Below are 25,053 nucleotides of genomic sequence, written 5' to 3'. Positions count from 1 at the left end.
AACCGGGCGCTGGGCCTGTTTATCCGTCAAGCTCGCAAGCGGCGCGATGCACCGCCCGGGAAATGCTAGATGGTGAGCTGGGGTTGTGGAGGTGGCGATTCCGGCGGTAGCGGCTGGCTCTCGAGCCTGCTGGCACTCGCGGAAAGGTACTGAGGCGCAACAAAAAGCGATTCTGTTTGCGCAAGTCCCGCAGCGGTGAGCGCCAGCGGCGGGAGACAATTCATAGCAACAAGACAATCGAGTGTCATCTCGCGGCAAGGCCCGTGCTGATCGACCTTGTCCTTATCGGCGATCACCTGCCCGGGCATTGGGTGATTGGGCATGCCTTGCACCATTTCAGCGCAATCAGTCGTTCCGGCCACTTCAATCTGCGGAACAGCTGCCTGTGCTGCGACCTGCACAAACAGGCCGAAGCTGAAGCAGATCAAAGTAAGAGCACGAATATACGTCACCGGTTTGGGATAGTCCGAACGCATACGACGTGCAAGTCGGTTATCAGGCTGAAGACAAAGGCCAGATTTATGTTTTCGCTTCAGCAAACCCGAAGCCCAAACCTATTGCCCAAATTTGCCTAACAGCAACCTGACTTTGACGCTTCCTCGGTGGGTTCCGATACCTCACGCACCAGATCGCCGGTCTCTTTTTCGTTCGCATGCCGAGCAATGTCGGCTTGTGAAACGATGCCGCAACATTTGCCACTCTCGTCCACAACAGGAAGCCGCCGAACTTTGTTGTCCTCCATTTTGCTGCGACAATCATCGACACTCGTGTCGGGTGTCACAGTAATCGGAGAGCTTGTCATCACGTCTTCTACCGACGTGTCAGAAGACTTGCCGTCTGCAACGCAGCGACAAGCAATGTCACGATCGGTAATCACACCGACAAGTGTGCCGGAATCATCTACAACCGGAATTTCGCCGCAGTCGTTTTTCACCATGAGATTAGCGGCCTCCCGTACACTGGTCGAAGGATTGCAGCATGCAGGATTCGAGGTCATCACATTCTTGGCTTCCATGATATGTCTCCAATTTCTATTAAATACCTGAATATTTGCGTACCATTGCAACGGCGAGGCGCCGGATAATGTTCCTCTCGCATTTCCGGATGAAATCGATATGGACGAACGGGCACGGTCATGCCGAACGAAAGCTGTAGAATGGCATTCGCCACCTCATGGAAGGCGCTAGCATCTGAATAGGCCTTACCCAGAAGCCCAGGAATACAGAAGTATGGGTCCGCCGAGAGGCGTGAGGCACAGGCACCGGCCCGCTTCATTGCTCTTCACAGTCTCCGCTGCGATAGCCGCCCTAATGCAAATGTCTGCCCGCTTTATGAAGAATTCGCGGCCATCTCTCGTCTCAGTCTTCATGATGTTGAAGATCGGGTAGCAGCGATAAGTCACTGCTCTTTCAATAGACCGTGTGCGGGACAATCATCGAACGCTCCTATCGATCTGATCGAAAACCACCCTCTGGCCAATTCCAGACGGCCATTTTTTCAAAGCTCATATCCGCCATCGTGTAGGCGATCCCGCCGACACCAAGGCCGGAGCGGCGCAGGCCTGCAAAGGGCATCCAGTCCACGCGGAATGCCGTATGGTCGTTCACCATCACAGCCGATCCAGCCAGAGAGCCGATGCTATGATTGGCGATTGACAGCCGATCGGTGAATACAGCGGCCTGAAAGGCGTAAGGCAGGGCATTGGCCTGCTCGATAGCCAGGTCGATATCGTCATAGCCATACACGCAGATCACGGGGCCGAAGATTTCTTGCCGGGACACATTGGCACTTTCGGGAGGATCGAGAATGACGGTCGGAGAGAAAAGAGTGTCACTCAGACGGCTTCCCCCGCACACCAGGGTGCCGCCTGCTGCGATGGCATCATCGACCCAGCGTTCGACGCGGTCGACTTCCTCCGTCCGGATCAAGGGGCCGCATTGGGTTTCAGCAACGGCGGGATCGCCCACGACGAGCTTTTCGGCAGCTCGCCCTAGGTCATTGGCGAAGTCTTTCAATTCTGCAGCAGGGACGAATACGCGCTGTACGGAAACGCAGACCTGACCCGAATGATAGAACCCGCCTTTGAGCAACGAGGCGATCACTGCTGCGCGCTCCACGCCGCTGTCCACGATTACCGGCGCCGCACCGCCGTGCTCGAGAGCAATGCGGGTTCCCGGCGCCAGCTTCGAGCGAAGCATCCAGCCGATTTTCGCAGAACCGATGAATGAGAAGAACGCCGTGCGCGAATCGGTTACCATTCTTTCGGCGATGTCGTTGCCGCAAGGTGCGAACCGGCACCAGGCCTCAGGCAGGCCGGCTTCATGGAGAATGCTCACGAAGCTCTGGCATGACAGAGGTGTTTCCAGCGCAGGCTTGATAAGAACGGGGCACCCGGCTGCTACCGCCGGTCCAACCTGATGGACGATCAGGTTGAGGGGGTGATTGAATGCCGAGATCGCCACGACAGGACCGATCGGCTCGCGGAATGTATACGCCGTCCTACCCGCACCCGCTTCTGTCAGGTCCATGGGGATCTCGTGACCGCCGCCATCGCTGAGCGCCTGAACGCATAAGTCGACGCTGTTGATCGCGCGACCGGCTTCCACGCGCGCATCGACCAGCGGTTTGCCGCCCTCCCTGACGATCTGGAGAGCCAGATCCTCGGCTCGTTCGCGCATGATATCCGCAGCCCGCCGGAGGATGGCGACACGCTCGTGCACGGCAAGCCAGCCATGGCGGTCGCGGTGGAGCAACTGCGCTTCATTCAGCCATTCATCGATTTGAGGCCAGTCGACAAGCGGCACTTCTGCAACCGGCTCGCGGTCGAACGGATTGTGAACGATCGTCTTCATAGCTCGCACACCTTTGCGCCGAGTTCGTCGATCAGCACCTTCTTGTTTTCGGAGTAGTCGACGGGCAGATCGACAAGGTGCACGCCGCCCGCCTCGAATGCGGCGTTCAGGACCGCCACAAGATCTGCGCTCCGCTCGACCCGGTGACCGGTCGCTCCATAGCTTTGTGCGTAGGTGACGAAGTCGGGATTGGAAAAGGTTAGGCCGTAGTCCGGAAAGCCGAGCTGGTCCTGCTTCCAGCGGATCATGCCGTATGCCGCATCGTTCAGGACGAGTACGACGAGGTTCAGGCCCAGCCTGACGGCCGTTTCCAGCTCCTGCGAGTTCATCATGAACCCGCCATCGCCGCATACCGCGAGCACTCTGCGCCCCGGCGACAGCATCGCCGCCATCATGGCCGATGGAAGGCCTGCGCCCATCGTCGCCAATGCATTGTCGAGAAGGATGGTACCCGGTTCATTCGCAATGTAGTTTCTGGCGAACCAGATCTTGTAGATACCGTTGTCGAGCGCAACGATATCATCGCGCGCCATTACGCTGCGTACGTCGGCAACCACGCGCTGGGGGACCATCGGAAAACGTTCGTCGTCGCTGGTCTCGGAAATGTGCGAAGCAATCTCGTGGTGCAGCACAGTGTAATAGCTGCGATCGCACTGCAGCTTGCCATCCAGACGGTTTCCCAGCCGCTCGACCGATCCGGCGATGTCGCCGATGACCTCGAGCTGCGGGAAGTAGACCTGATCGACTTCGGCTGCCTTGTAATTGATATGGATGACGGTCTGCCCGCCCGGCTCCATGAAGAAGGGCGGCTTCTCCACCACGTCGTGACCGATATTGACGATCAGATCGGCCTTTTCGATTGCGCAGTGAACATAATCGCCCGACGATAGCGCCGCGGTGCCCAGATAGAGCTCGCTATCTTCATCGACCACGCCCTTGCCCATCTGGGTGTCGAAGAATGGAAAGCCGGTATCAGACACGAATTTGCGCAACGCTTTCGAAGCGCGGCGGCGGTTCGCTCCGGCACCGATCAGGAGCAATGGCCGCTCAGCCGCGATGATGCGCTCGGCCGCTTCGTCGAGCGCAGCATCTCCGGCGACCGCATAACGCCTGTAATGCGGAGGTATGACCGGTTCGATCGTTTCCTCTTCAGCGATATCTTCCGGCAGCTCGAGCAGTACAGCGCCCGGCCTTTCTTCCTGCGCCAGACGGAAACCTTCGCGAACGAGCGAGGGAATGCGATTGCCGTTCACGATCTGGGTCGAAGCCTTGCAGAGCGGCGTAAACAGGGAAACGACGTCGACAATCTGGAACTGGGCCTGTTTCGATGTCTTTATCGGTTTCTGCCCGGTGATGATGATGAGCGGAAAGGCCCCGAGCGCGGCATAGGCCGCCGGAGTTGTCAGGTTCGTCGCACCAGGCCCGAGAGTTGCGAGGCAAACCCCCGCCTTGCCGGTCAGACGGCCATAGGTCGCCGCCATAAAGCCCGCACCTTGCTCATGGCGCGTCAATACCAATTCGATTGAGGACGTGCGCAGGGATTCCAGCAGGTCGAGGTTTTCTTCGCCGGGAACGGCAAAGATGTATTCCACCTTTTCAGCCTCTAATGCAGCGATAAACAAGTCAGAGGCTTTCATTTTCGATATTCCCTTTTCAGAAGCATGAATGCCCTACGGCAATGCTTTCTCACTACAACCGCAAAGAGAGTCACAGACGCAAGGAGCCTCGCCTCATTCGCACCATGCCGTTCAGCGAATGTTCTGAAATGCGCGTAGCCGCAAAAAGTATCCTAAAAACATGACCTTTGGATTTGGCAAGAAGGTAGGGACTCCGTTTCTTGACATTCCCACCGCCGCAGTATGAGTCCGCGATCCACCTCGTGTGCCCCCACGCGAAACCGGTGCAATTTGCGACATCGGCGAAAATGTTTTGCTTGCCCATCAAGGCATGGCGGAGACAGATATTTTCCCGCGCTGGGATCACGTGCCGATGACATTCGGATGCCTGAATGGCTGGGCCAGTGATCGGCGGGACAGTTGACCTCTCTGCATTGACATGATCGATGAGTACCGGGCCCAGACCTGATTTCTATCGTCCAGAGAATCAGAGATATCTGCCGATCATCCAAGGAACCAATATGTACCGAAGTCTTGGTCTTTCGATCGCCGTCGCAGTCTTCGCGAGCGATCTCATTTCAAAATGGCTTATTGTGAATGTGGTCATGGACCCTGCCCGCGTGATAGATGTTTTTCCATTCTTCAATCTGGTGCTCGGATATAATCGCGGTGTTACATTCGGCCTCCTGAGTTCCGGCAATCCAATCGCGCCCTATTTGCTGTCCGGGTTCGCGCTTCTTGTCGTGGGCGTTCTGGCCAGATGGCTCTGGCGCAGTACCGTACGCCTCGAATCCGCCGCGATAGGTTCGATCATTGGCGGTGCATTGGGTAACGTTGCCGACCGACTGGCGGACGGAGCGGTCACCGATTTTCTCGACTTCTATGTCGGCGGCTATCACTGGCCGGCGTTCAATCTCGCGGATGTCGGAATAGTCCTTGGAGTGGCATTGTTTCTCGTTACCTGGTGGTCCGGAGAAACGCAGCGCGACGATGGCACCGCGCCGAAAGTGTAGATTCTGCGCTTTTGCCAAGGCAATCTTCAGGCGGATTTTCTAGCAAGCCCGCCGATGATGCCGCAGTCGGTGGCAGTGCCCCCATCGCAGGCCCGTGCCAGGCCGATCAGTTCCTGTCTCATCGCCTGCAGCTGTTCGATCTGCTCTTCCACCCGGCGCAAATGATTTCGTGCCAAAGTCGCAGCGTCCTTGCAATCCCGGTTTGGTGCGTCCGACACTTCGAGCAGCGAGCGAACTTCGGACACCGAAAAGCCCAAACCCCGAGCCCGCCGGATGAATGCGAGCCGTTCGACATCGGCGTCTGCGTAAATCCTTCGTCCCGACTGGGAGCGCGGAGCGGGCTTCAGAAGACCGATCTCTTCATAATAGCGAACGGTGTTGACTTTGGTCCCGGTCGCGCGGGCAATTTTTCCTATCTGCATTCTTTAATCCTCGATGATGGCCATCGCAGGGTGTGTGTCTCCGCGACGCAATCGCACATCGGCCGTCAGACTTTCTGCGAAAGGTGCGCAGAAAGTCCTTGATCCTCCAGTAACTGGAGATTGTAAAGCTCAAAAATCATGAGTTTAGATGATTCGGAAGACTGTGGTTGCACCGGCGACCCCGAGAGGGCGGTTGACGATCCGCAATACCGCCGCGCGCTTTGGATCGTGATTATCCTCAATGTCGGTTTCGGCATGATCGAGCTGGCCGCCGGGTTTTTAGCCGCGAGCCAGGCGCTCAAAGCCGACGCGCTGGATTTCCTTGGCGATGGCTCGATCACCTTCATCGGACTGCTTGCGCTCGGATGGACGGCATCGACGCGTGCTCGGGTGGCGCTCGCGCAAGGTTTGTTTCTGGCGGCGCTTGGTGTGAGTGTGATCGGCGCGGCGATCTGGCGCATGTTCGATATGGTGCAGCCGGAAGCCGGCATCATGGGCTGGGTGGGTTTTGTCGCCCTGCTTATCAACCTTGCCGCCGTTTTTGTGCTCGCTCGCTTTCGCAAAGGAGGCGATGCTCAAGCGCGCGCGATATGGCTATTTTCACGCAACGATGCCCTGGCCAATGTCGCGGTCATCGTCGCAGCCGGTTTGGTTTATTGGTTGGGAAGCGCATGGCCTGATATCATCGTGGCCGCTGCGATTGCGTTTTTGTTCCTCCATTCGGCTCTCGAAATTATCCGCCATGCGCGCAGCGATATGAAAACGCAGCAGATTGCATGATGAAATATTTGGCGCGCCTGTCCGGCATTTGCCTGGCCCTTCTGTTGTCGTTCGGCAGCGCGCAAGCGTTGGCGGCAGAACCCAACACGATCTGGCGCCTGCTCGATTACATGGCGGTAGATTATGCAGCTGCCGTCGAGGACGGCGAAGTCGTCAACGAAGTCGAATATGAGGAAATGGTCGAATTCGCCGGTACGGTACGATCGGGTATTGCGGAATTGCCTGAACGCCCCGGTCGCGTTCGGCTAGAGGCAAACGCGAAGCAACTTGAAGCCGATATCCTCTCGATGGCCCCCGTTGATCAAGTTGCCACGGCAGCCAGAAAGCTCGCTGCGGATCTCCTAGCCATCTATCCGATCACGCTCTCGCCTTCGAGGGCGCCCGATCTTGAGCGCGGAAGACTGCTGTACCAGGAGACTTGTGCCAGTTGCCACGGGGTGTCAGGAAACGGTCGCGGGCCGGCGTCTGCGGGCCTTGATCCACCGCCGATCGCATTTACCGACGTCGATCGCGCGCGTCAGCGCAGCATTATGGGTCTCTATCAGGTTATCGACCAAGGGATCGATGGCACCGCCATGCCCGGTTTCTCGCAGCTCTCCTCCGACGATCGTTGGGCCCTGGCCTTCTATTCGGGATCCGTCGCCTTTGAGGCGGTCGACGAAGGGGCGCGTCTATGGAAGTCAGATTCCGAACTACGCAAACGCTTTCCCGATCTTGCCGCTCTCACGAAGATCACGCCGGACGAACTGGCAGGAGAGATCGGGCAAGTGCGCGCGGACGCGCTCATGGCCTATCTTCGGGCCAACCCGTCGGCGATCGCCGATGCAGCGGGGCCTCTTGGCATCACACGTACCCGGCTCGCAGAAGCTGAACGCGCCCACGCGAACGGGAATATTTCCCGGGCCAAGGAGCTCGCACTGTCGGCATATTTGGACGGGTTCGAACCCGTCGAACCGATATTGGCGACACGCAATCCGGATCTTCTGGTGCGTATCGAGAGCGGGATGATGGACTTGCGTGCAGCCATCGACGCAGATCTGCCGACCTCTGCGATAAGCGAACGGATCCGGGCCATCGAGGGTTTGCTCGTACAGGCTGAAAATGTCCTTGCGCCGGAATCTGCGACGGGCTGGTCAACCTTCGTGGCATCTTTCGCGATCCTCCTCCGCGAGGGTCTGGAGGCATTGCTGATCGTGATCGCCATGATCGCTTTCGTGAGGAAGGCGGGACAGGATCGGGCATTGCGATTTGTTCATGGCGGGTGGACCGGTGCGCTGGTGGCAGGCGCGCTTACTTGGCTTGCGGCGACCTATCTTCTCGACATCAGCGGTGCCGGCCGGGAATCGATCGAGGCATTCGGTTCGCTGATTGCAGCGCTGGTCCTTCTGTCGGTTGGCGTCTGGATGCACGGAAAATCACAGGCAGACAATTGGCAGCGCTATATCCGCGACAAGCTTGGCAAGGCGCTTTCGCGCGGATCGCTCTGGTTCCTGTTCGGGATCGTATTCCTTGTCGTCTATAGAGAGGTCTTCGAAACCATCCTCTTTTACGCTGCGCTGTCCGCTCAGGGAAGTACGGGCTATCTGCTGGCGGGCGCTGCCACGGCCGGTTTGCTCCTTGTCGTCATCGCCTGGCTGCTGCTGCGCTACAGCCGGACGCTGCCGATCGGAAAGTTCTTTGCCTACAGTTCGGTGCTCATCGCCCTGCTTGCGATTGTCCTGATTGGCAAAGGGATCGCGGGCTTGCAGGAAGCGGGTGTGATCGGAATTGCGCCGATAGCCGGCGGTCCGCGACTAAGTATGCTTGGAGTTTATCCGACGTTCCAAGTGATTGGCGCTCAACTTGCAATGGCATCCGTACTTTTACTTGGTTTCTGGATTAATCACACCCGAGCATCAAACAATGACCGGTCACGCGATGCAGTGTGATATTATATCTTTCTATTACGGCGTTTGTGTCGACCCAGGTCGGTACATGAATAGCGCATTTGTTCGTTCTTATGCATTGAGCTGCGCGACGGCTTCGGAATTCGAAGAGAATATCGACTTGTGCCATGTGATTGGTCCTGCTAGCGGGGCCAAAGTGTCATGACCCTCCGTATGCCCCTTCTTGCCTTGAAGCCGTTTTTCGCCATGCTGATTCTCTTCGGCCTGGTGTTCAGCGTAAGCGTGGACGCGGCGGTATGCGGGCCTGAAATTGGCGAACTTACAAGTGTCGAAGCTGCAAGTAGCGAGACTGGTCAAGACTTGCCGGACAGCCCGAATGAGCAGCATGGCATCTGCGCCCACGGCCATTGCCATCATGGAGTCCAATTTGCAGGCAATGCGGATATCGGGGCCGGTGAGCGTTCATCCGGTGCACAGCATTTCTTCGAACCCGTCGGCCTGACTGCAGTCCAGCAAGCGATTTTGACGCCCCCTCCTCGAATCTGACGTCCAGTATTGCCGCCGCAATGTCGGCGCGCATTCGGCATGTCAGTAGAGGAAAAATCAATTCATGTTTGCCATTATTTGGCGAGGCGCCCTTTTTGCAGGGCTGAGCCTCGCAGTACTGCCCGGTGCGGTGCGTGCACAAGAACGCGCGGTGTTGACGCTCGACGAAGCTCTCGCGCGTGCGGGTGTGGACGAAAGCGCGCAGGTGCAATCAGACAATCCGCGTTTGATCGGGCCGCAGGCCGAAACGGACGCGGCACGCGCGCTTATCGATCAGGCACGGCTTCGGCCAAATCCTGAGCTTGCCTTTGAAGCGGAGAACATCGCAGGAAGCGGTGCCTTTTCAGGGCTGCAAGCAACCGAATATACGCTGTCTTTGAGTCAGCGCCTCGAGCTAGGCGGCAAGCGGGGCGCACGCATTCGCTCGGCCGAGGCCGAGGCGCGCGTGGCAATGCTTTCTGGAGAATTGTCGGTCGCTGAGCTGAGTCGCATGGTGCGCGAACGCTACATCGAGGCGGTCGCTTCAGCTGCGCGACTGGAACTTGCCCGCGACGTAGTCGAACGCAATCGCGAACTCGCGCGTATAGCTGGCCTGCTTGTCGAAGTTGGCCGCGAGCCGCCGCTGCGCTCGCTTCGTGCAGAAGCGGCCCTTGCTGAAGCCGAGGCGGAGTTTGAAGCCGCGCGAGCTTCAGAGATAGCGGCGCGGAGCGCGTTGGTGGCGCTCTGGGGTGAAACGTCCCCTCCCCCGGACGTGCCATCGGCGTTTCCCGGGATCGAACCTCCTGCGATGCTTCTTGCATCGCCTTCTGCTTTGCGTCTCCAAGTCGCGCGTGCCGAACGCGAGGCGGCGGACGCTGCGATCGACAGGGAGCGCTCTTTGGGTGTTCCCGATCCGGCCATCTCCGCCGGTGTCAGGCGGTTCGAGGAAAGCAGGGATCAGGCCTTCCTAGTGGGCGTCTCGATTCCCCTTCCTTTCCGCAATCGCAATCAGGGTAACATCGCCGCTGCCGAGGCCCGCTTCCGCGCGGCCTCCGCACGCGAGGCTGTCGCCCGCGCGGATTTCGAACTCGAAGTAACCCAGGCGCGCGGCCGCTTTCTCGCCGCCGAGGCTCGTGTAGAGACTCTGTCCCAAACCTCCCTGCCTCAAGCGGAAGAAGCCTTGCGCCTCGTCCGGATTGGGTATCGCAACGGCAGGTTCCCGCTGATCGAGGTTCTGGCTGCGGCCGAAGCCCGCGATGCAATCCGAGAAGCCTTGATCCAAGCCCAGGAAGATCGCGGTCGCCTGGCGGCGCAGTTGATCTGGCTTGGCGCCCAATGAGGAAAATACCCATGAACCGTAAGCGTTTGGCCGTACTGATCGGCCTGATCATTCTTGTTTTTGCGGCTGCTGTAATGCTGTGGCCGGACAACGGCGCAGAACCGCACAGCGAAGAGGAAACCGAAGAAAGCGATCTCCCGGAAGGACTGGTCCTACTCGGCGAAGAGCAGATTCGAAGCTCCGAAATCATGGTCGAGACCGTTGGTGAGGGCTCGGCGGTAGAGCTAGTGTTCCCAGCCACAATCGCCGCTAGCCCCACAGGCAGCGCGCGGATCGATGCGCGAGCGGCGGGCGTGGTGCGGAGCGTTCAAAAAACGCTGGGTGATTACGTCCGGCAGGGTGAAACCATTGCGCGTATCGAAAGTGCGGAAGCGGCAGCTTTGGCATCGCAATTGAGCGCGGCGCGCGCGCGCGTCAACGAATTGTCAGCCGCCTATGAGCGCGAACGCCGGCTTTTCGAAGCCAATGTTACGGCGCGGCAGGATCTCGAAGCGGTGCGCGCCAATCTCCAGGTCGCCCAGTCAGAACTGTCCCGCGCGCAGGCAGCGGTTGCGGCAGCGGGCGTGAGTGGCGACGGTCGGTCTTTGGCGGTTACCAGCCCTCTTGCAGGACGGGTAACGGCGGCGCCTATTGTCCTTGGTTCGTTTGTCGATGCGGGAGAGGAACTCTACCAAATCGTGAATCCTAATGCGATGCAGATCGAAGTCGCGCTCCCCTCTGCAGAAGCGAGCCGTATTCAGCCAGGCGATGAAGCCACGCTGGAACTTGCAGAAAACCGCGAGATCGGAGCGCGGGTCCGCTCCGTCACGCCATCGCTCGATCCTGAGAGCCGCAGCGCGACGGCAGTCCTTTCGCTCACGCGGTCCATCCCCGGTCTTCAACCAGGTGCCTTCCTGCAAGCGCGCATCCGACCTTCGGGCGAGGTCGACACGGGCCGCATGTCGGTGCCCGAAAGCGCGGTGCAGTCACTCGACGGCCAGGAAGTGGTTTTCGTGCGCACGCGCCGCGGCTTCCAGACCCGTCCGGTGGTGACCGGCGCACGTTCCGCAGGCCGCGTGGTGATCGAATCCGGTCTCGAAGCGAACTGGCGGATCGCAACCGAGAATGCCTTCCTGCTCAAAGCCGAACTCGAAAAAGAGGAAGCCGAACATGGACACTGATCGCATGCAGGAAACGGAGCACTCGCACCGCCACGGCCTGATCGGCATGATCCTCGACATGGCCGTGCGTTTTCGCTGGGCCATGGTCGTTTTGACGATCGGTGTCGCCATCTATGGCGTGATGAACCTTCTTCGGCTTCCCATTGACGCCGTACCCGACATTACGAACGTTCAGGTGCAGATCAATACCGAAGCGCCCGCCCTTTCCCCCTCCCAGGTCGAAACGCAGGTAACCTATCCGGTGGAAACCGGTCTCGCCGGGATCGATGGTCTGGAAATGACCCGTTCGATTTCGCGCAACGGGTTCAGCCAGGTTACTGCAATCTTCGAAGAAGGTACTGACATCTATTTCGCGCGGCAGCAGGTCAATGAGCGCCTGACGCCGATCACCGCTTCGCTGCCCGAAGGAGCAGAACCGGTAATGGGACCTATCTCGACCGGTCTGGGCGAAGTGCTCATGTATACGATCGAGTTCGAGCATCCGGGGGGCAAGGAAGCACCGAAGGGCAATGCGGTCGGTTGGCAGTCCGACGGAAGCTTCGTTACCGAACGCGGTGACAGGCTGGATAGCGATGTCGCTAAGGCTGCTTATCTGCGTACCATTCAGGACTGGGTGGTCGCTCCACTCATGCGGTCGGTCGATGGCGTCGCCGGTGTCGATTCCATCGGGGGTTTCCGAAAGCAATATCTCGTACAGCCCGATCCTGCTCGCATGACAGGCTACGGGCTTTCATTCGATGAGGTGATCGATGCGCTGGAAGCCGCCAACCTTGCCGAAGGCGCGAATTTCGTCGAGCGATCAGGAGAAGCCCTGCTGGCTCGTGTCGATGCACGGCTCGGCAGTGTCCAGGACATCGAGCAAGCAGTCATATCTACACGTGGAGGCGTTCCCATTCGCGTGGGAGATGTCGCAACGGTCAGCATTGGCGGTGATCTCAGAACCGGGGCTGCATCGCTGAATGGCGACGAGGCTGTGGTTGGTACCGTCCTCATGCGGGCAGGAGAAAACAGCCGCACTGTTTCAGCCCAGGCCGCTGAGAGGCTTGACGAAGTCCGCGCCTCCCTGCCACAAGGTGTGGTAGCCGAAATCGTCTACAATCGTTCGTCTCTCGTCGATGCAACGATCGCGACCGTCGAGAAGAATCTCGTCGAGGGTGCGCTGCTGGTCATAGCCATCCTGTTCCTTTTGCTCGGCAACATACGGGCCGCAATTATCGCCGCTCTGGTTATCCCTTTTTCGATGCTGATGGCATCGATCGGCATGAACCGGCTCGGAGTGTCAGGCAATCTGATGAGTCTGGGCGCGCTTGACTTCGGTCTGATCGTCGATGGGGCCGTGATTATCGTCGAGAATAGTGTGGCACGTCTTGCGGCCAGACAGGAGCATGAGGGCCGGCTCCTGACACTTGGCGAACGGCTGACGGAAACGCGGCTTGCCGCGCAGGAGATGATCAAGCCGACTGTCTATGGTCAGGCGATTATCCTTCTGGTGTTCGCACCGTTGCTGACCTTCACCGGAGTCGAGGGCAAGACGTTCTCGCCGATGGCCATCACGGTCATGCTGGCGCTCGCGTCGGCATTCGTACTCTCGCTGACTTTCGTCCCGGCGATGATCGCGATCCTGCTGAACAAAAAACTGACGGAGAAGGAAGTCAAACCGATCCGGATCGCCAAGGAACGCTATGGGCCTCTTGTCCGCAAAGCCATCGCCCGCCCTTGGCCGGTGATCGGGGCCGGTGCCGGCATTTTTGCCGTTGCTGCTCTGGTGTTCAGTTTCCTTGGCAGCGAGTTTACACCGCAGCTCGACGAGCGCGATATCGCGGTGCAATCATTGCGAATCCCTTCCACATCTCTCGAGCGGTCTCTGGCGATGCAGCGGCGAGTAGAAGATCGATTGGAGGAATTTCCGCAAGTGCAGCTGGTATTCTCACGTACCGGTACTGCGGAAGTGGCCAGCGACCCGATGCCGCCCAACGCCTCCGATGCGTATGTGATCCTGAAGCCGCGCGATGAATGGCCTGACCCGGATCTTTCGAAAGATGATCTGGTGGCAGAAATGGAGAGTGCTCTGGGAGGCCTGGTTGGCAATCTCTATGAGTTCAGCCAACCAATCGAACTTCGCTTCAACGAACTGATCGCTGGCGTGCGCGGCGATGTCGCGGTCAAGATCTACGGCGACGACCTGACCGCCATGACCTCGGCAGCGAACGAGGTCGCCGGGATTTTGCGCGAGGTCGAGGGAGCTGCGGATGTTAAAGTCCAGCAGGTCACCGGTTTCCCAACGCTTGATATTGCCTTCGATCGTCCAACGATCGCTCGATATGGGCTGAAGGTCGAAGACGTCGCTCAATCCGTCGCAATTGCTTTGGGCGGGCGGCCTGCCGGGCTGGTCTTTGAAGGCGATCGAAGGTTCGAGGTCGTCGTTCGGCTTTCGGATGCGACACGCGATGATTTCGATCAGCTTGGTGCATTGCCGGTGCTGCTTCCGAACGGAGCGACCATACCGCTGCGCTCGGTCGCCGAATTCCGGGTTGTGGATGGCCTTGCCGAAGTCCGCCGTGAACAGGGACGCAGGCTGGTGATCGTTTCCTCCAACGTGCGCGAGCGCGATCTTGGCTCCTTCGTTGAGGAAGCGAGGGCGAATGTCGAGGCGCAGGTCGAATTGCCCGCTGCAGCCTTCATCGAGTGGGGCGGCCAGTACCAGAACCTTCAGGCTGCGCAGGAACGGTTGCAGATCGTTATCCCGATCGCTTTCGCGGTTATTCTCCTGTTGCTCTATATGGCAGTCGGAGGCTGGGTTCCCGCTCTGGCTGTTTTCAGCGCGATCCCGCTCGCCCTCGCTGGCGGCATCTTCTCGCTGGCTCTGCGCGGAATGCCGTTTTCGGTTTCGGCGGCAGTCGGGTTCATCGCCCTCTCGGGCGTGGCGACCCTCAACGGTCTCGTGATGGTGACTGCAATACGCCAGCGTCTGGACAAGGGGATGGCGCTCGATGAGGCCATCGTGGAAGGCGGACTGGCGCGCTTGCGTCCAGTATTGATGACGGCTCTGGTCGCGTCGCTCGGGTTTGTCCCCATGGCGATCGCGACCGGCACTGGAGCGGAGGTTCAACGGCCTCTGGCAACGGTGGTCATTGGCGGTCTGATCACCGCCACTGCGCTCACCTTGTTCGTCCTTCCCGCGATCCTGAAGCTCGTCTTCGCCACCAGAAAGGATGACCGGACGTGGCGTCAACGCTGGTGGGACCGCCTGCGCCGCAACGTCACTCCCGAGGAACGGCAAGAGCTGCAAGAGGTTACGTGAATGGAGAGCATCAATGATTAGTAGCCAGCTCAGTGTGACTCTTGCCGGCGCCCTGATACTTTCAAGTGTTCCAGCATCGGCGCAGGATCAGAGCACGCTTGTTCCGATCGCCGGTGTCTGGAGCCTTGGTGAAACGCGGTCTTGTGATAGCGGACCGGCCTGGGTGTTTTTCGCAGATGGCTATTATGCCGAAGTGCAGCTTCCGGACGGTGGCCCCGCCGCCGTCGGAATTTGGCGAGACGAGGGCGATGCCATCGCTTACACCCACGCGCACATGCCATTTGAAGGTCATGAACGGCCGATGCGGGTTCGTCATCTTACCATCGAAGAGCGCACCGCCGAAAAACTGACAACCCGCAATTATCGCGGTGTCACGCGCACGTTTCACCGCTGTCCAGCGAATTCGCTGAAAGTGCCGGCAGGTCAGGACGCACATTGACGCTTTCGTTACGCAATATGCGGGCTTCGCTAGTCCCTATTCGGGTTTCGCGAACCTGCAAGCTTACGGGTCTGCGGCACCGGGAGCGGTCAATTTCCAATGGGAAGCAATAGGCAATGACGCGAACCATCGAACTCGAAGTCTCACCGCTCCTTCCCGACATCCCGAGCGAAACCGATCATTGCATCGCGCGCTTGCAGTCTTTGCTCAGCTCGCGGATCGGCGTGCACGAGGTCACGATATTGCCCGGCGAGAAAGATGCATCCGCCCGACTAGCGATATCATACGATGCCGATCGCCTGACTGTCGCCCGCATCAAGGAGTTGGCCCATGTGGCCGGAGCGGAAATCTCCGAACGCTACGGACACGTTGTCTGGCAAGCCGATGGCATCAATTCCACCCGCCGTGCCCAAACGGTCGCGGACCTGCTGGCCAGCAAACCCGGTATCCTCGAAGCAAATGCTGATGCGAGCGGGAGGTTCATCGCCGAGTACGACCGTCAGCTAACCGATGAGCCTAGGATTGCTGGCGAGCTCAAGAACCTCGGCGTGTCGGTTCTGGCGGGCGATGTCGCCAGGAACGCCGAGCACTCTTCCAAAGACCATGATCACGATGATGAAGATCGTGCCGGGCACAGTCATGGTGGCATTTTCGGCGCGAACACCGAACTCTATTTCTCGCTCGCCTCGGGCGTATTTCTCGCGACCGGGTTCGGGATTGAGAAGCTATGGTCTGGGCATCCAGGATGGCTGCCATTCGCATGCTATCTCGCGGCGTATTTCTTTGGCGGATTCTTTACCGTCCGAGAGGCGTGGGACAATTTGCGCCTGCGCCGGTTTGAAATCGACAGCCTCATGCTTGTCGCCGCTGCGGGCGCCGCCTTTCTCGGGGAATGGGCCGAAGGCGCGCTATTGCTGTTCCTGTTCAGTTTCGGCCACGCGCTCGAACACTACGCGATGGGCCGCGCCAAGAGGGCGATCGAGGCGCTCGCCGAGCTCGCGCCGGAAACGGCACGAGTAAAACGTGGAGATGACGTCGTTGAGGTTCCGGTCGAGGAGCTTGCGCTAGGCGACGTCGTAATCGTGCGTCCGAACGAACGCCTTCCGGCTGACGGCTTCATCTTGGACGGCGTCAGTGCCATCAATCAGGCTCCGGTGACCGGGGAAAGCGTGCCGGTCGACAAGAGCGCGGTTTCGAATATCGCTTCTGCGCGCGCAAATCCTGACAATCTTGCGGATGACAATCGCGTCTTCGCAGGGACGATCAACGGATCGGGCGCGCTCGAAGTGGAAGTGACCCGGCGATCGAGTGACACGACCCTCGCCAAGGTCGTCCAAATGGTGAGCGAAGCCGAGGCTCAGCAATCTCCTACCCAGCGCTTCACGCAGCGCTTTGAGCGAATTTTTGTGCCTGCCGTGCTCGCTTTGGCCGGCCTGCTCCTTTTCGCCTGGGTTGTCATCGACGAGCCGTTCCGCGACAGTTTTTACCGGGCGATGGCGGTGCTTGTGGCTGCCAGCCCCTGCGCTTTGGCGATCGCGACCCCGAGCGCGGTCTTGTCCGGAGTAGCCAGAGCAGCACGCAGCGGCATTCTGGTAAAGGGCGGCGCGCCGCTCGAGGATCTCGGCGCGCTCAAGGCCATCGCGTTCGACAAGACCGGTACTCTTACCGAAGGCGAGCCCCGCATGACCGATGTCCAACCCGCGCAGGGTGTATCTGAAAACGAACTGCTTGCGATTGCCTCGGCGGCTGAAAATCTGAGCGATCATCCCCTAGCACAGGCGATTGTTAGGGACGGCAAGCAGCGGCTTGGCGATGAGGCACTGCCCGAAGCTACAAGTCTTGAAAGCTTCACAGGCAAGGGGATCACCGCGCTTGTCGGCGGTGAGCGGGTGTGGATCGGAAAGCTCGAAATGTTCGGGCAAGACGGGGTCCCTCAGCTCGGTGCCGAACTGTCGGATGCTATCGAGTCCATGCGCGAGCGCGGGCGGACGACGATGGGCGTTCGCTCGGAAACGCGCGATCTTGGAGCGATCGGTTTGCTCGACACGCCGCGGGCGGCAGCAAAGGCGACGCTCGAAGCGTTGCGCGGCCTCGGGATCACCCGAATGATCATGATCTCGGGCGACGACCAAAGAGTGGCCGATGCGGTTGGAAAGGAAGTCGGCCTCGACGAGGCCTGGGGCAATCTCATGCCCGACGACAAGGTCAAGGCCATCCGCAAGCTTGCCGGCCAGGACAAGGTTGCGATGGTCGGAGACGGGGTTAATGACGCTCCGGCCATGGCGAACGCAACGGTCGGAATAGCAATGGGGGCTGCCGGCTCGGACGTTGCATTGGAGACAGCCGATGTCGCGCTGATGGCCGATGATCTCGCCCGACTGCCTTTCGCCGTCGATCTGAGCCGACAAACCCGGTCAATCATCCGGCAGAACATGATCGTCAGTCTCGGAATTGTTGTCGTGCTCATCCCGGCAACCATTTTCGGTCTCGGGATAGGCCCCGCTGTCGCGGTTCACGAGGGATCAACGCTAATCGTGGTCGCCAATGCGCTTCGCCTTCTGGCGTATAAAGAGAAGGGCAGCACAAAAGACATAGCAGAGAAGCCAGTATGAGCTGCAACGATGACTTCGATCTGGATTCGGCGGACAAGCGACGCACATTGTGGATCGTATTGTGGCTCAACGTCGCAATCGCGGTTGGTTTCTTTGTCGTTGCCTATTTTGCGGACTCGAACGCGCTCTTGGCCAACGGGCTCGACAATTCGTCGGACGCGCTTGTCTACGCTCTCAGTCTCCTTGCGCTGAGTCGACCGCGCTCCTGGAAGCGAGGCGCAGCGCGCTTTTCTGGCGTCATGCTTTTGATCTTTGCCGGCGGAGTGATTGCTGATGCCGTCAGGCGGTTTGTTGAAGGTTCTGAGCCGGGTGGCATCCTGATGATCGCGATGGCTGCCGTCGCGGGCATAGTGAACCTCTATTGCCTTCGCCTGTTGCAAAAGATGCAGAACAAGGACGTCAACATGCGGGCCGCCACCACATTCAGCTTCAATGACTTCATTTCGAACGGCGGGATTATCATCGCTGGCGTCATCGTTATGATCACAGGCGCGAACTGGCCGGACCTTGTGGTCGGCATCGCTGTGGCTGGCATAGCTCTTTACGGCGGGATCGATATCCTGCGCGACGCGCACAGTGACAAGCACGACGAGGCGGGAACGGTTCATGGCGAAACACGGGAATGAGCCTCGTCCACGAGATATTTGTAACTGAGGATTTGTCGGCGATCCTGACCTTGGCGATGCTGGCAAGCCTCGGCCTGGGTGCTGGCGTTGTCTGGGAAGAAAAGCACGGGCCTACCCCGAACGAAAATGGGTTCGCGGCGGCCGTCCACTCTGGCGCCCTTGCCGCACTTGCGCTTGTTTTGACCGGTCCTGCAGTTGGACAAGCAAGGGGTGACTTCATAGACGCAGCCCTGCTCCCCGCTGGCGGGACTCTCTATCTTCTGGCGGTGCTGATCGGAGGCTGGGCTTCGCATCGCGACTCAGTTGGAACCCTGTCCGACGCCGTGGGAAGACGCGGGCCGAAGATGACCATTGCGCTTCAAGGCGGTATTGCGCTGGGGTTTGGTGGCATCGCTCTGGGTGCAGCAGCAGCCGTGTCTGTCTTCGCCGGTTTCGCAGCAACACTAGGGGTTGGAATCACCTTTTTCCTGGTGGGGCGAAAGACAACAGCCGGATTTCGCGACAGCGCGATGAAACGCATGGATCGTCTAGCGATCCATGTTTTTCTGTCACTCGCCTTTGTTGCCGCAGCGGTAGCCGGGTTTTGGCTTCTCCACGGCATGAGCGAAACAGCGGACGCGCGGTTGGCAATTCTACTCGCAGGATACTTTCTTGTCTGGTCGGTTCATTTTTTGCTGCAAATCCCGGGCAGACTGGGAGGTTTGAATTTGGCAGCACTCGCGGCCTTCATCTCCGGGCTTGCGATGTTCGGAATGATTGCAGTCGGATTTAACGCCGCGATCGGAGCAATCGATAATTCCGATGCGATCCTTCAGCATCCGGATACCGCCGGCAACAAAATCGCAAATAGCGGAGAAAAGTGATGGCGCACTCGCACGATCAAGCTGGCCACAGTCACGGCGAGGAAAACCTTAGCGATCGTCAGCTGATCCTCGCGGTCGCGATCAATGTCCTCCTGACCCTTGCCCAGATTGTCGGCGGCATCCTTTCAGGGTCACTGGCGCTTATCGCGGATGCATTGCACAACTTCAGCGATGCGGCCTCTCTTGGTCTTGCGTGGTTTGCGCGACGCATAGGCCGGCGTCCGGCGGACAAGCTGATGACCTTCGGCTACGCCCAGGGAGAAGTGGTCGCCGCACTCATCAATCTGACGACCTTGCTGATCATCGGATTCTATCTGATCGTTGAGGCGATCAACCGTTTCGCCGCGCCGCAGCCGGTCGAAGGCTGGACCGTGATCTGGGTTGCCGGGATCGCACTTGTCATCGATCTCGTCACCGCATTCATTGTCTATCGCGGCGCGCATGACAGCATTAACATGAAGGCTGCCTTCCTTCATAACGTTTCGGACGCGCTGGCCTCGATCGGTGTGATCGTCGCCGGAGTGCTAATTATTCTATACGATCTCGTCGTCGCCGATCTCATCATCACTCTCATCATCGCGGCCTATGTCATCTGGCAGGGCGCGACGCTCCTACCGCGAACCGTTCGTCTGCTGATGGGAGCAGTGCCGGACGAGGTGGAATTTGATCAGATGGTTGAAAACCTGCGCGCGCTTGGCGGCGTGCAGGATATTCACCACGTCCATGTCTGGAATCTGGGAGAACATCACCGGGCGCTCGAAGCCCATCTCACTCTTGTTGATTACTCCCAAACAGCATTCGAGGGAGTCAAGCGACGCGCGCGGGCGATGCTGGAAAAGGATTTCGGCATCGCACATGTCACTTTCGAGCCCTGCCTCGCTACGGACTGCGATGATGCGCTGATCCCTGCCCACCCGGCACCCAACAACGGGAAAAACACGGTCGGTGATTAAGCTTTCGCTGGCCTGTTCCTGCCCGGCCGTTCGCAGACCCTGAGCCCTCATCGCGCGCCGGTCGCGGACGGTATTGCAGTCCAGAACCGATGCACCGCGAGCCGCCCTCACCCAATATGGGCATAAAAGCCTACTACTGCTATTGCGAATACGTCTCAATAGCAGTAGTAGGCTGGTAAATGTCTCGAAAGGATTCTTCACATGTATCGCGCTACCGCCTCGCTCATAGCAATTGCACTGGCCGCCCCTGCTTACGCCAATGAAAAAGACCCGACCGATGAGCGGCAATCGCAGGACGGGATAGCAAACCCAAGCGAATCGATTATCGTGATTGGCGGTCGCATCGATGCGTATGAAGTGGCCGGTGCGGCGGACCTAATCGATGGCGAGGAACTGAGCGAATTCGAGCATGGTGACGTCAACCGTGTCCTGCGCCAGGTGCCGGGGGTCAACATTCAGGAAGAGGACGGTTTCGGGCTATTCCCGAATATTGGCTTGCGCGGCGCGCCGGTCGAACGGTCGAGCAACATCACCTTGATGGAAGATGGCGTTCTCATTGCCCCTGCCCCCTACGCCGCTCCGGCCGCGTATTACTTTCCCGCGATCGGTCGAATGGACGCAGTCGAAGTGATCAAGGGCGCGGGCTCGGTACGCTATGGTCCTCGCACGATCGGCGGGGCCATCAATTTCCGATCGACTCCGATACCGACCGAGAGCCTGGCTGGCGAAGCTTCCGGCCAGCTTGGTTCTCGCGGCTATTATCAGGGTCATGGCTGGATTGGCGCTAGTGCCGACAATTTCGGGGCGATGGTAGAAAGCTATCAGCAAGGCAGTGACGGGTTCAAGACGATAGATGGGCTTCCCGGCGCCGAGACCGGTTTTCAACGTCAGGACTATCGCGCCCGCTTCGCCGTCCACACCAACCCAGATTCGCCGGTCGATGCTCGCCTCGAGTTCGCCTATGGTCGATCCGAACTTGAGGCGAACGAAACCTATTTGGGCCTCGCCGACGCGGATTTCGCGAGCGATCCGTACCGGCGCTATTCGGCCAGCCAACGCGACGTTTTCACGGGCGAGCACGATCAATATCGGCTCACCGGCACCCTCCGGTTGCCCGACGACACGCAGTTCGCGGTTACCCTATATCGCAACGATTTCACACGAAGTTGGTCGAAGCTACAGGACATCGATTTCGATGGTGATGGCAGCTTTGATGCCATCCAACCCGTTTTCGATGCTCCCTCCTCAAACGAGAGAGGCCTCGCAATCCTGCGAGGCGCAGACAGCGCTGAAGGTGCCCTTCGCATTCGCAACAACAACCGCGTCTATCGGAGCGAAGGCGTCCAGCTTTCGTTCGAAAGACCTTTCGAGACCGGCGAGGTCAGGCACAACCTGGCTGCGTCGCTCCGGTATCACGAGGATGAAGAAGACCGGTTGCAGAATGAGGAATTCTATACGCAAACGGATGGAGATCTCGTTTTCGTCCGGCAGACGGCTCCGGGCGCTCAAGCCAATCGCGAGGCGAAGGCGAAGGCGATCGCTTTCTATCTGGAGAACCGGATCGAGATCGGCGGGCTTACTCTGACACCCGGCATTCGGTACGAAGGCATCGACCTTACTCGACTGGACTATGATCGAGCCGACCCCGCTCGTCTCGATGGACCTGCGCGCATACGCAAGACCAACGTTGACGAATGGCTTCCCGCACTCGGTGCAACCTATGCACTGGGAGACGTGCTGTTGATTGCAGGCGCTTCGCGCGGTTTTTCTCCCCCCGGGCCCGGAAATCCGGAGGCACGAGCCGAGAAAAGCTGGAACTATGAATTTGGTGGGCGTTTTCGGAATGGCGCCATTCAAGCTTCCGCGATTGCGTTTTATTCCGACTATTCCAATCTGCTCGGAAACTGCACACAATCCGTGGGGTGTAGCGTCGGGGATATTGGCGACCAGTTCAATGCTGGGGCCGTCTCCGTGAAGGGGTTGGAGCTGGCAGCTTCGACGGAGCATCAAGTGGGTAGGGAAATTTCTATTCCCTTCTCGGTGGTTTACACGCTCACCGACGCGCAATTCGAAAGCAGTTTCGAGAGTGCGTTCTTCGGTTCCGTGTCCCAGGGCGACGCACTCCCCTACATCGCTCGCCACCAATTCTATGCCGAAACGGGGCTCGCATTTGGACCGGCATCCTTGCTCGTGAGCGCCAATTACACATCGCAAGTACGCACCGAAGCAGGTAGCGGGGATATTTCGCCCGATGAGCGTATTGACGAAAGGATTGTCTTTGATCTCGCCGGCCGGTTTGCGCTGACGGAAGGTCTCTCTTTGTTTGCCAGAGTGGATAATCTGTTCGACAATGCTTATGCTGTAGCGCGTCGGCCTTCGGGTTTGAGACCGGGGGCTCCCCGGCGCTTCGTAGCAGGCGCTAGCGTGCGCTTCTGAGTATCTACGCCGGCCGATGATCGCGCAATCTTGTAGGAGGCGGGAGCGCCAGTGAGCATTTCCGCCTCACTAAATGCAGGTGAGGTCGAGACTCACGCAATCGATTGCGCCGACATTCGACGTGCCGCAGGCCACACACCCGCCAAAATATGAGGACGGCGGACACCTCCCCCAGAATAAATAGGAGTTTTGACATGACCCTCTCCATTGGCTCGACAGCTCCCGATTTCACAGCGGAAACGACCCAAGGCACCATCACCTTCCATGATTGGATGGGCGACAATTGGGCTATCCTGTTTTCTCATCCAAAGGCATTTACCCCGGTTTGTACGACCGAGCTGGGTTACATGGCCGGTCTCGGCGAGGAATTTGCCAAACGCGACACCAAGATTCTCGGCCTGTCGGTCGACAGCAGCCAAGACAATCGCGACTGGCTACCCGATATCGAGGCGGTCAGCGGCAATAAAGTCGATTACCCGGTGGTCGGCGACAGCGACCTGAAGGTGGCCAAACTCTACAATATGTTGCCCGCCGAGGAGACTGGCAGTGCGGAGCAAAGAACCGCAGCCGACAATGCTACCGTTCGCGCCGTCTATATCGTTGGCCCGGACAAAAAAATCCGTGCGATGCTACTCTATCCGATGAGCAGCGGACGCAATTTCGAAGAAGTGCTCCGATTGCTCGATTCAGTCCAGCTCACCGAAAGTAAAGGCGTGGCAACCCCGGTCAATTGGCAGAGTGGGGATGACGTCATCATTCCACCGTCTGTTTCCGATAAAGAAGCGAAAGCGCGCTTCCCGCAAGGTTTCACAACGCTGCGCCCCTATCTGCGCACGGTTAAAATCGACTGACCAGCGCAAGCGGATGTGGTGTATTTGGGCTCGAACTCAACAGGGGAACCCGCATGAAGCTAGACAAAAGCAGTCACGCAACTGCGGCTTCTGCCGCATTACGATTTGGCACCGACGAATTCGTAAGCGCATCCTGCCAGAAACTCGCGGAAATGGAGTTCGTTCAGCTCTCGGCGGGCTGGTAGCCACGGGCGGAATTCTTCGTATTCGCGCGAGACGCCGAACGGTTTCGTAGCGAATATTCCGATTTCAATCAGCCATCGCGGCCAGCGCTCGGGGTGCTTCAGGCCAAGCAGGGCCATCCGGCCACCCGTCGGGAGAGCAGCTGAGGCGCGCTCGATGATCGCGGCGTAGTCAGGTGGCATTTCCAGTCGAAAGGTGCTGATGACTGCGCTGGTCTCGCTCGGAAAGCGGAAGGCGGCTACGTCTGACTGCACAAATTCGACATTGCTAGCTCGCAGGCGCTTCGCTCGTCGACGGGCTTGGTCGAGCATGCCTTGCGAAAGGTCGACCAGCGTCACCTTGCCGCTTGGTCCTACTCTCTCAAGCAGAAACGCGAGGTTTGCGCCGGTGACAGCACATAGATCGATCACATGGTCACCGGCCTTGAGTTCAAGCCGGTTAACCAGATCGCGTCGCCAGCGACCAAGACCGGCCCACCGAAACCCCGACACCAATCGGTCATAGATTCCCGCGTTCTTGTCGTAGAGACGTTCAACCTGTTCGTTGGATAGAATTGCCATGGCGCGTGCTAGCGAACCTCGTCCGAAGAGATGGTGAAAACCTCCGCGAGGTCGTCCGGGTAGCGCCACGCAATATGTCTGCGACGGCGATGTCTATTGCATTGACGGTAGCTGCGAGACGATCGAGCGCACCGCCAATGACGAGTTCAAAGATGCGGCGGTCGCATTGCACGCCATGGACGAGGCGCGCGGCCAGTTCGATCCGAACACGCTGACGCTGTTTCGCGGCACGCGCAACACATGCTCGTCCAAGGTCTTCGGCGTCCTCAATTGTTGCAAGGGCAAGGGCTTCCCGCTCATTCCAGGTATTAGCCTGCTGGTCGCGCTCGGCTGCAACCGCGAGGAAGTGCTGCTCCACGAACGCGATGCGCAGGGGCTGTGCGCCTATGTCGGGACCTACTGGTTCTACTGCGTGAAGCCCGCTCCCATTGAAGAGCCACAACAGCCTGAAGCCGAGCCGGTCGCGGCCAGCCAAGAACTCGACGCGATCACCTCCGAGCTGCGCGAACTCAAAGCGCGCGCGATAGCGTGACCAAACGCCCGATTCCGATCGGCTACGGCGTGCTCTCGGCCGACGAGCTGCAGGACCGCATCTACCTTCTCACCTCCAAGGAAACCGTCATCACGCGACACCGA

Annotated in this window: 20 protein-coding genes and 2 pseudogenes; 16 read left to right on the top strand and 6 right to left on the bottom strand. The window is 58.9% G+C overall.

Annotation, left to right across the window (positions count from 1 at the left end; genetic code table 11):
- Window positions 1-65 precede the first annotated feature (65 nt).
- The 4 genes from GRI38_RS03170 to GRI38_RS03155 all read right to left on the bottom strand — a co-directional run bounded on the left by GRI38_RS03170 (window position 66) and on the right by GRI38_RS03155 (window position 4,489).
- On the bottom strand, window positions 66-476 hold the full coding sequence (locus GRI38_RS03170) for a hypothetical protein (RefSeq protein WP_010412715.1): 411 nt from the start codon (window positions 474-476) through the stop codon (window positions 66-68).
- A 95-nt stretch (window positions 477-571) separates the two neighbouring features.
- Window positions 572-1,015 carry a CBS domain-containing protein gene (locus GRI38_RS03165; protein WP_010412712.1) on the bottom strand — a complete coding sequence of 148 codons (444 nt, stop codon included), beginning with the start codon at window positions 1,013-1,015 and terminating at the stop codon, window positions 572-574.
- A gap of 430 nt (window positions 1,016-1,445) precedes the next feature.
- Complete coding sequence (locus GRI38_RS03160; RefSeq protein WP_160681494.1) at window positions 1,446-2,852, bottom strand: aldehyde dehydrogenase family protein; 1,407 nt, start codon at window positions 2,850-2,852, stop codon at window positions 1,446-1,448.
- Entirely contained in the window at window positions 2,849-4,489 is a 1,641-nt protein-coding gene (locus tag GRI38_RS03155) for an acetolactate synthase large subunit (protein ID WP_160681493.1), read from the bottom strand. Before GRI38_RS03155 ends, GRI38_RS03160 begins: the two co-directional genes overlap by 4 nt.
- Before the next feature lie 500 nt (window positions 4,490-4,989).
- On the opposite strand from GRI38_RS03155, the gene lspA reads away from it, so the two are divergent.
- Window positions 4,990-5,481 carry a signal peptidase II gene (lspA, locus tag GRI38_RS03150; RefSeq protein ID WP_010412703.1) on the top strand — a complete coding sequence of 164 codons (492 nt, stop codon included), beginning with the start codon at window positions 4,990-4,992 and terminating at the stop codon, window positions 5,479-5,481.
- Window positions 5,482-5,507: 26 nt separating this feature from the next.
- Here the strand turns inward: lspA and GRI38_RS03145 are convergent, their stop codons facing one another.
- Complete coding sequence (locus GRI38_RS03145; RefSeq protein WP_010412699.1) at window positions 5,508-5,903, bottom strand: MerR family transcriptional regulator; 396 nt, start codon at window positions 5,901-5,903, stop codon at window positions 5,508-5,510.
- A gap of 138 nt (window positions 5,904-6,041) precedes the next feature.
- On the opposite strand from GRI38_RS03145, the gene GRI38_RS03140 reads away from it, so the two are divergent.
- The 13 genes from GRI38_RS03140 to GRI38_RS03080 all read left to right on the top strand — a co-directional run bounded on the left by GRI38_RS03140 (window position 6,042) and on the right by GRI38_RS03080 (window position 23,674).
- Window positions 6,042-6,683, top strand: a complete 642-nt coding sequence (locus tag GRI38_RS03140) for a cation efflux transmembrane domain-containing protein (RefSeq protein ID WP_011413839.1) — start codon at window positions 6,042-6,044, stop codon at window positions 6,681-6,683.
- The gene (locus GRI38_RS03135) at window positions 6,680-8,611 is read left to right on the top strand and encodes a cytochrome c/FTR1 family iron permease (RefSeq protein WP_094063313.1); all 1,932 of its coding nucleotides are present in this window, start codon (window positions 6,680-6,682) and stop codon (window positions 8,609-8,611) included. Before GRI38_RS03140 ends, GRI38_RS03135 begins: the two co-directional genes overlap by 4 nt.
- A gap of 159 nt (window positions 8,612-8,770) precedes the next feature.
- A complete protein-coding gene (locus GRI38_RS03130) occupies window positions 8,771-9,115 on the top strand; it encodes a hypothetical protein (protein ID WP_137678721.1) in 345 nt (114 codons plus the stop codon).
- Between the two features lie 64 nt (window positions 9,116-9,179).
- The gene (locus GRI38_RS03125) at window positions 9,180-10,433 is read left to right on the top strand and encodes a TolC family protein (RefSeq protein ID WP_010412683.1); all 1,254 of its coding nucleotides are present in this window, start codon (window positions 9,180-9,182) and stop codon (window positions 10,431-10,433) included.
- 11 nt (window positions 10,434-10,444) lie between these two features.
- Window positions 10,445-11,593 carry an efflux RND transporter periplasmic adaptor subunit gene (locus GRI38_RS03120; RefSeq protein WP_011413836.1) on the top strand — a complete coding sequence of 383 codons (1,149 nt, stop codon included), beginning with the start codon at window positions 10,445-10,447 and terminating at the stop codon, window positions 11,591-11,593.
- A 37-nt stretch (window positions 11,594-11,630) separates the two neighbouring features.
- A complete protein-coding gene (locus tag GRI38_RS03115; protein WP_137678839.1) occupies window positions 11,631-14,894 on the top strand; it encodes an efflux RND transporter permease subunit in 3,264 nt (1,087 codons plus the stop codon).
- 13 nt (window positions 14,895-14,907) lie between these two features.
- Window positions 14,908-15,333 (top strand): hypothetical protein, encoded by a 426-nt coding sequence (locus GRI38_RS14040; protein WP_225982092.1) that lies wholly within the window; start codon window positions 14,908-14,910, stop codon window positions 15,331-15,333.
- A 116-nt stretch (window positions 15,334-15,449) separates the two neighbouring features.
- Window positions 15,450-17,945: a heavy metal translocating P-type ATPase gene (locus GRI38_RS03105; RefSeq protein ID WP_010412670.1), complete on the top strand. Its 2,496-nt coding sequence runs from the start codon at window positions 15,450-15,452 to the stop codon at window positions 17,943-17,945.
- Entirely contained in the window at window positions 17,942-18,571 is a 630-nt protein-coding gene (locus tag GRI38_RS03100; protein ID WP_010412667.1) for a cation efflux transmembrane domain-containing protein, read from the top strand. Before GRI38_RS03105 ends, GRI38_RS03100 begins: the two co-directional genes overlap by 4 nt.
- Window positions 18,568-19,434: a hypothetical protein gene (locus GRI38_RS03095; protein WP_010412664.1), complete on the top strand. Its 867-nt coding sequence runs from the start codon at window positions 18,568-18,570 to the stop codon at window positions 19,432-19,434. Before GRI38_RS03100 ends, GRI38_RS03095 begins: the two co-directional genes overlap by 4 nt.
- A complete protein-coding gene (locus GRI38_RS03090; protein ID WP_010412661.1) occupies window positions 19,434-20,387 on the top strand; it encodes a cation diffusion facilitator family transporter in 954 nt (317 codons plus the stop codon). The genes GRI38_RS03095 and GRI38_RS03090 overlap by 1 nt, the downstream gene beginning before the upstream one ends.
- Before the next feature lie 201 nt (window positions 20,388-20,588).
- Complete coding sequence (locus tag GRI38_RS03085; RefSeq protein ID WP_010412654.1) at window positions 20,589-22,823, top strand: TonB-dependent receptor family protein; 2,235 nt, start codon at window positions 20,589-20,591, stop codon at window positions 22,821-22,823.
- 194 nt (window positions 22,824-23,017) lie between these two features.
- The gene (locus tag GRI38_RS03080) at window positions 23,018-23,674 is read left to right on the top strand and encodes a peroxiredoxin (protein WP_010412650.1); all 657 of its coding nucleotides are present in this window, start codon (window positions 23,018-23,020) and stop codon (window positions 23,672-23,674) included.
- 98 nt (window positions 23,675-23,772) lie between these two features.
- Here GRI38_RS03080 and GRI38_RS03075 read toward each other — a convergent pair whose 3' ends face one another.
- The gene (locus GRI38_RS03075; RefSeq protein WP_010412648.1) at window positions 23,773-24,417 is read right to left on the bottom strand and encodes a class I SAM-dependent methyltransferase; all 645 of its coding nucleotides are present in this window, start codon (window positions 24,415-24,417) and stop codon (window positions 23,773-23,775) included.
- 61 nt (window positions 24,418-24,478) lie between these two features.
- Between GRI38_RS03075 and traN the strand changes: the two are divergent.
- Together traN and GRI38_RS14320 are read left to right on the top strand one after the other, a co-directional pair.
- A pseudogene (gene traN / locus GRI38_RS03070) lies at window positions 24,479-24,817 on the top strand (conjugal transfer protein TraN); the annotation flags it as partial.
- A gap of 122 nt (window positions 24,818-24,939) precedes the next feature.
- Window positions 24,940-25,032: pseudogene (locus GRI38_RS14320) on the top strand (conjugal transfer protein TraF); the annotation flags it as partial.
- Window positions 25,033-25,053: the final 21 nt, after the last annotated feature.

The organism is Parapontixanthobacter aurantiacus, assembly GCF_009827635.1.
Taxonomy (GTDB): domain Bacteria; phylum Pseudomonadota; class Alphaproteobacteria; order Sphingomonadales; family Sphingomonadaceae; genus Parapontixanthobacter; species Parapontixanthobacter aurantiacus.
Note: the sequence above shows the minus strand (reverse complement) of the source record. Positions and strands in the feature narration are given on the sequence as shown.

Excerpts from the sequence above, each read along its gene's own strand:
- GRI38_RS03090 (WP_010412661.1), top strand. The coding sequence starts at position 19,434 with ATGGCGCACTCGCACGATCAAGCTGGCCACAGTCACGGCGAGGAAAAC.
- GRI38_RS03130 (WP_137678721.1), top strand. The coding sequence starts at position 8,771 with ATGACCCTCCGTATGCCCCTTCTTGCCTTGAAGCCGTTTTTCGCCATG.
- GRI38_RS03080 (WP_010412650.1), top strand. The coding sequence starts at position 23,018 with ATGACCCTCTCCATTGGCTCGACAGCTCCCGATTTCACAGCGGAAACG.
- GRI38_RS03100 (WP_010412667.1), top strand. The coding sequence starts at position 17,942 with ATGAGCTGCAACGATGACTTCGATCTGGATTCGGCGGACAAGCGACGC.
- GRI38_RS03075 (WP_010412648.1), bottom strand. The coding sequence starts at position 24,417 with ATGGCAATTCTATCCAACGAACAGGTTGAACGTCTCTACGACAAGAAC.
- GRI38_RS03125 (WP_010412683.1), top strand. The coding sequence starts at position 9,180 with ATGTTTGCCATTATTTGGCGAGGCGCCCTTTTTGCAGGGCTGAGCCTC.
- GRI38_RS03135 (WP_094063313.1), top strand. The coding sequence starts at position 6,680 with ATGATGAAATATTTGGCGCGCCTGTCCGGCATTTGCCTGGCCCTTCTG.
- GRI38_RS03165 (WP_010412712.1), bottom strand. The coding sequence starts at position 1,015 with ATGGAAGCCAAGAATGTGATGACCTCGAATCCTGCATGCTGCAATCCT.
- GRI38_RS03140 (WP_011413839.1), top strand. The coding sequence starts at position 6,042 with ATGAGTTTAGATGATTCGGAAGACTGTGGTTGCACCGGCGACCCCGAG.
- GRI38_RS03085 (WP_010412654.1), top strand. The coding sequence starts at position 20,589 with ATGTATCGCGCTACCGCCTCGCTCATAGCAATTGCACTGGCCGCCCCT.
- GRI38_RS03155 (WP_160681493.1), bottom strand. The coding sequence starts at position 4,489 with ATGAAAGCCTCTGACTTGTTTATCGCTGCATTAGAGGCTGAAAAGGTG.
- GRI38_RS03095 (WP_010412664.1), top strand. The coding sequence starts at position 18,568 with ATGAGCCTCGTCCACGAGATATTTGTAACTGAGGATTTGTCGGCGATC.
- GRI38_RS03120 (WP_011413836.1), top strand. The coding sequence starts at position 10,445 with ATGAACCGTAAGCGTTTGGCCGTACTGATCGGCCTGATCATTCTTGTT.
- GRI38_RS03105 (WP_010412670.1), top strand. The coding sequence starts at position 15,450 with ATGACGCGAACCATCGAACTCGAAGTCTCACCGCTCCTTCCCGACATC.
- GRI38_RS14040 (WP_225982092.1), top strand. The coding sequence starts at position 14,908 with ATGATTAGTAGCCAGCTCAGTGTGACTCTTGCCGGCGCCCTGATACTT.
- lspA (WP_010412703.1), top strand. The coding sequence starts at position 4,990 with ATGTACCGAAGTCTTGGTCTTTCGATCGCCGTCGCAGTCTTCGCGAGC.
- GRI38_RS03170 (WP_010412715.1), bottom strand. The coding sequence starts at position 476 with ATGCGTTCGGACTATCCCAAACCGGTGACGTATATTCGTGCTCTTACT.
- GRI38_RS03160 (WP_160681494.1), bottom strand. The coding sequence starts at position 2,852 with ATGAAGACGATCGTTCACAATCCGTTCGACCGCGAGCCGGTTGCAGAA.
- GRI38_RS03145 (WP_010412699.1), bottom strand. The coding sequence starts at position 5,903 with ATGCAGATAGGAAAAATTGCCCGCGCGACCGGGACCAAAGTCAACACC.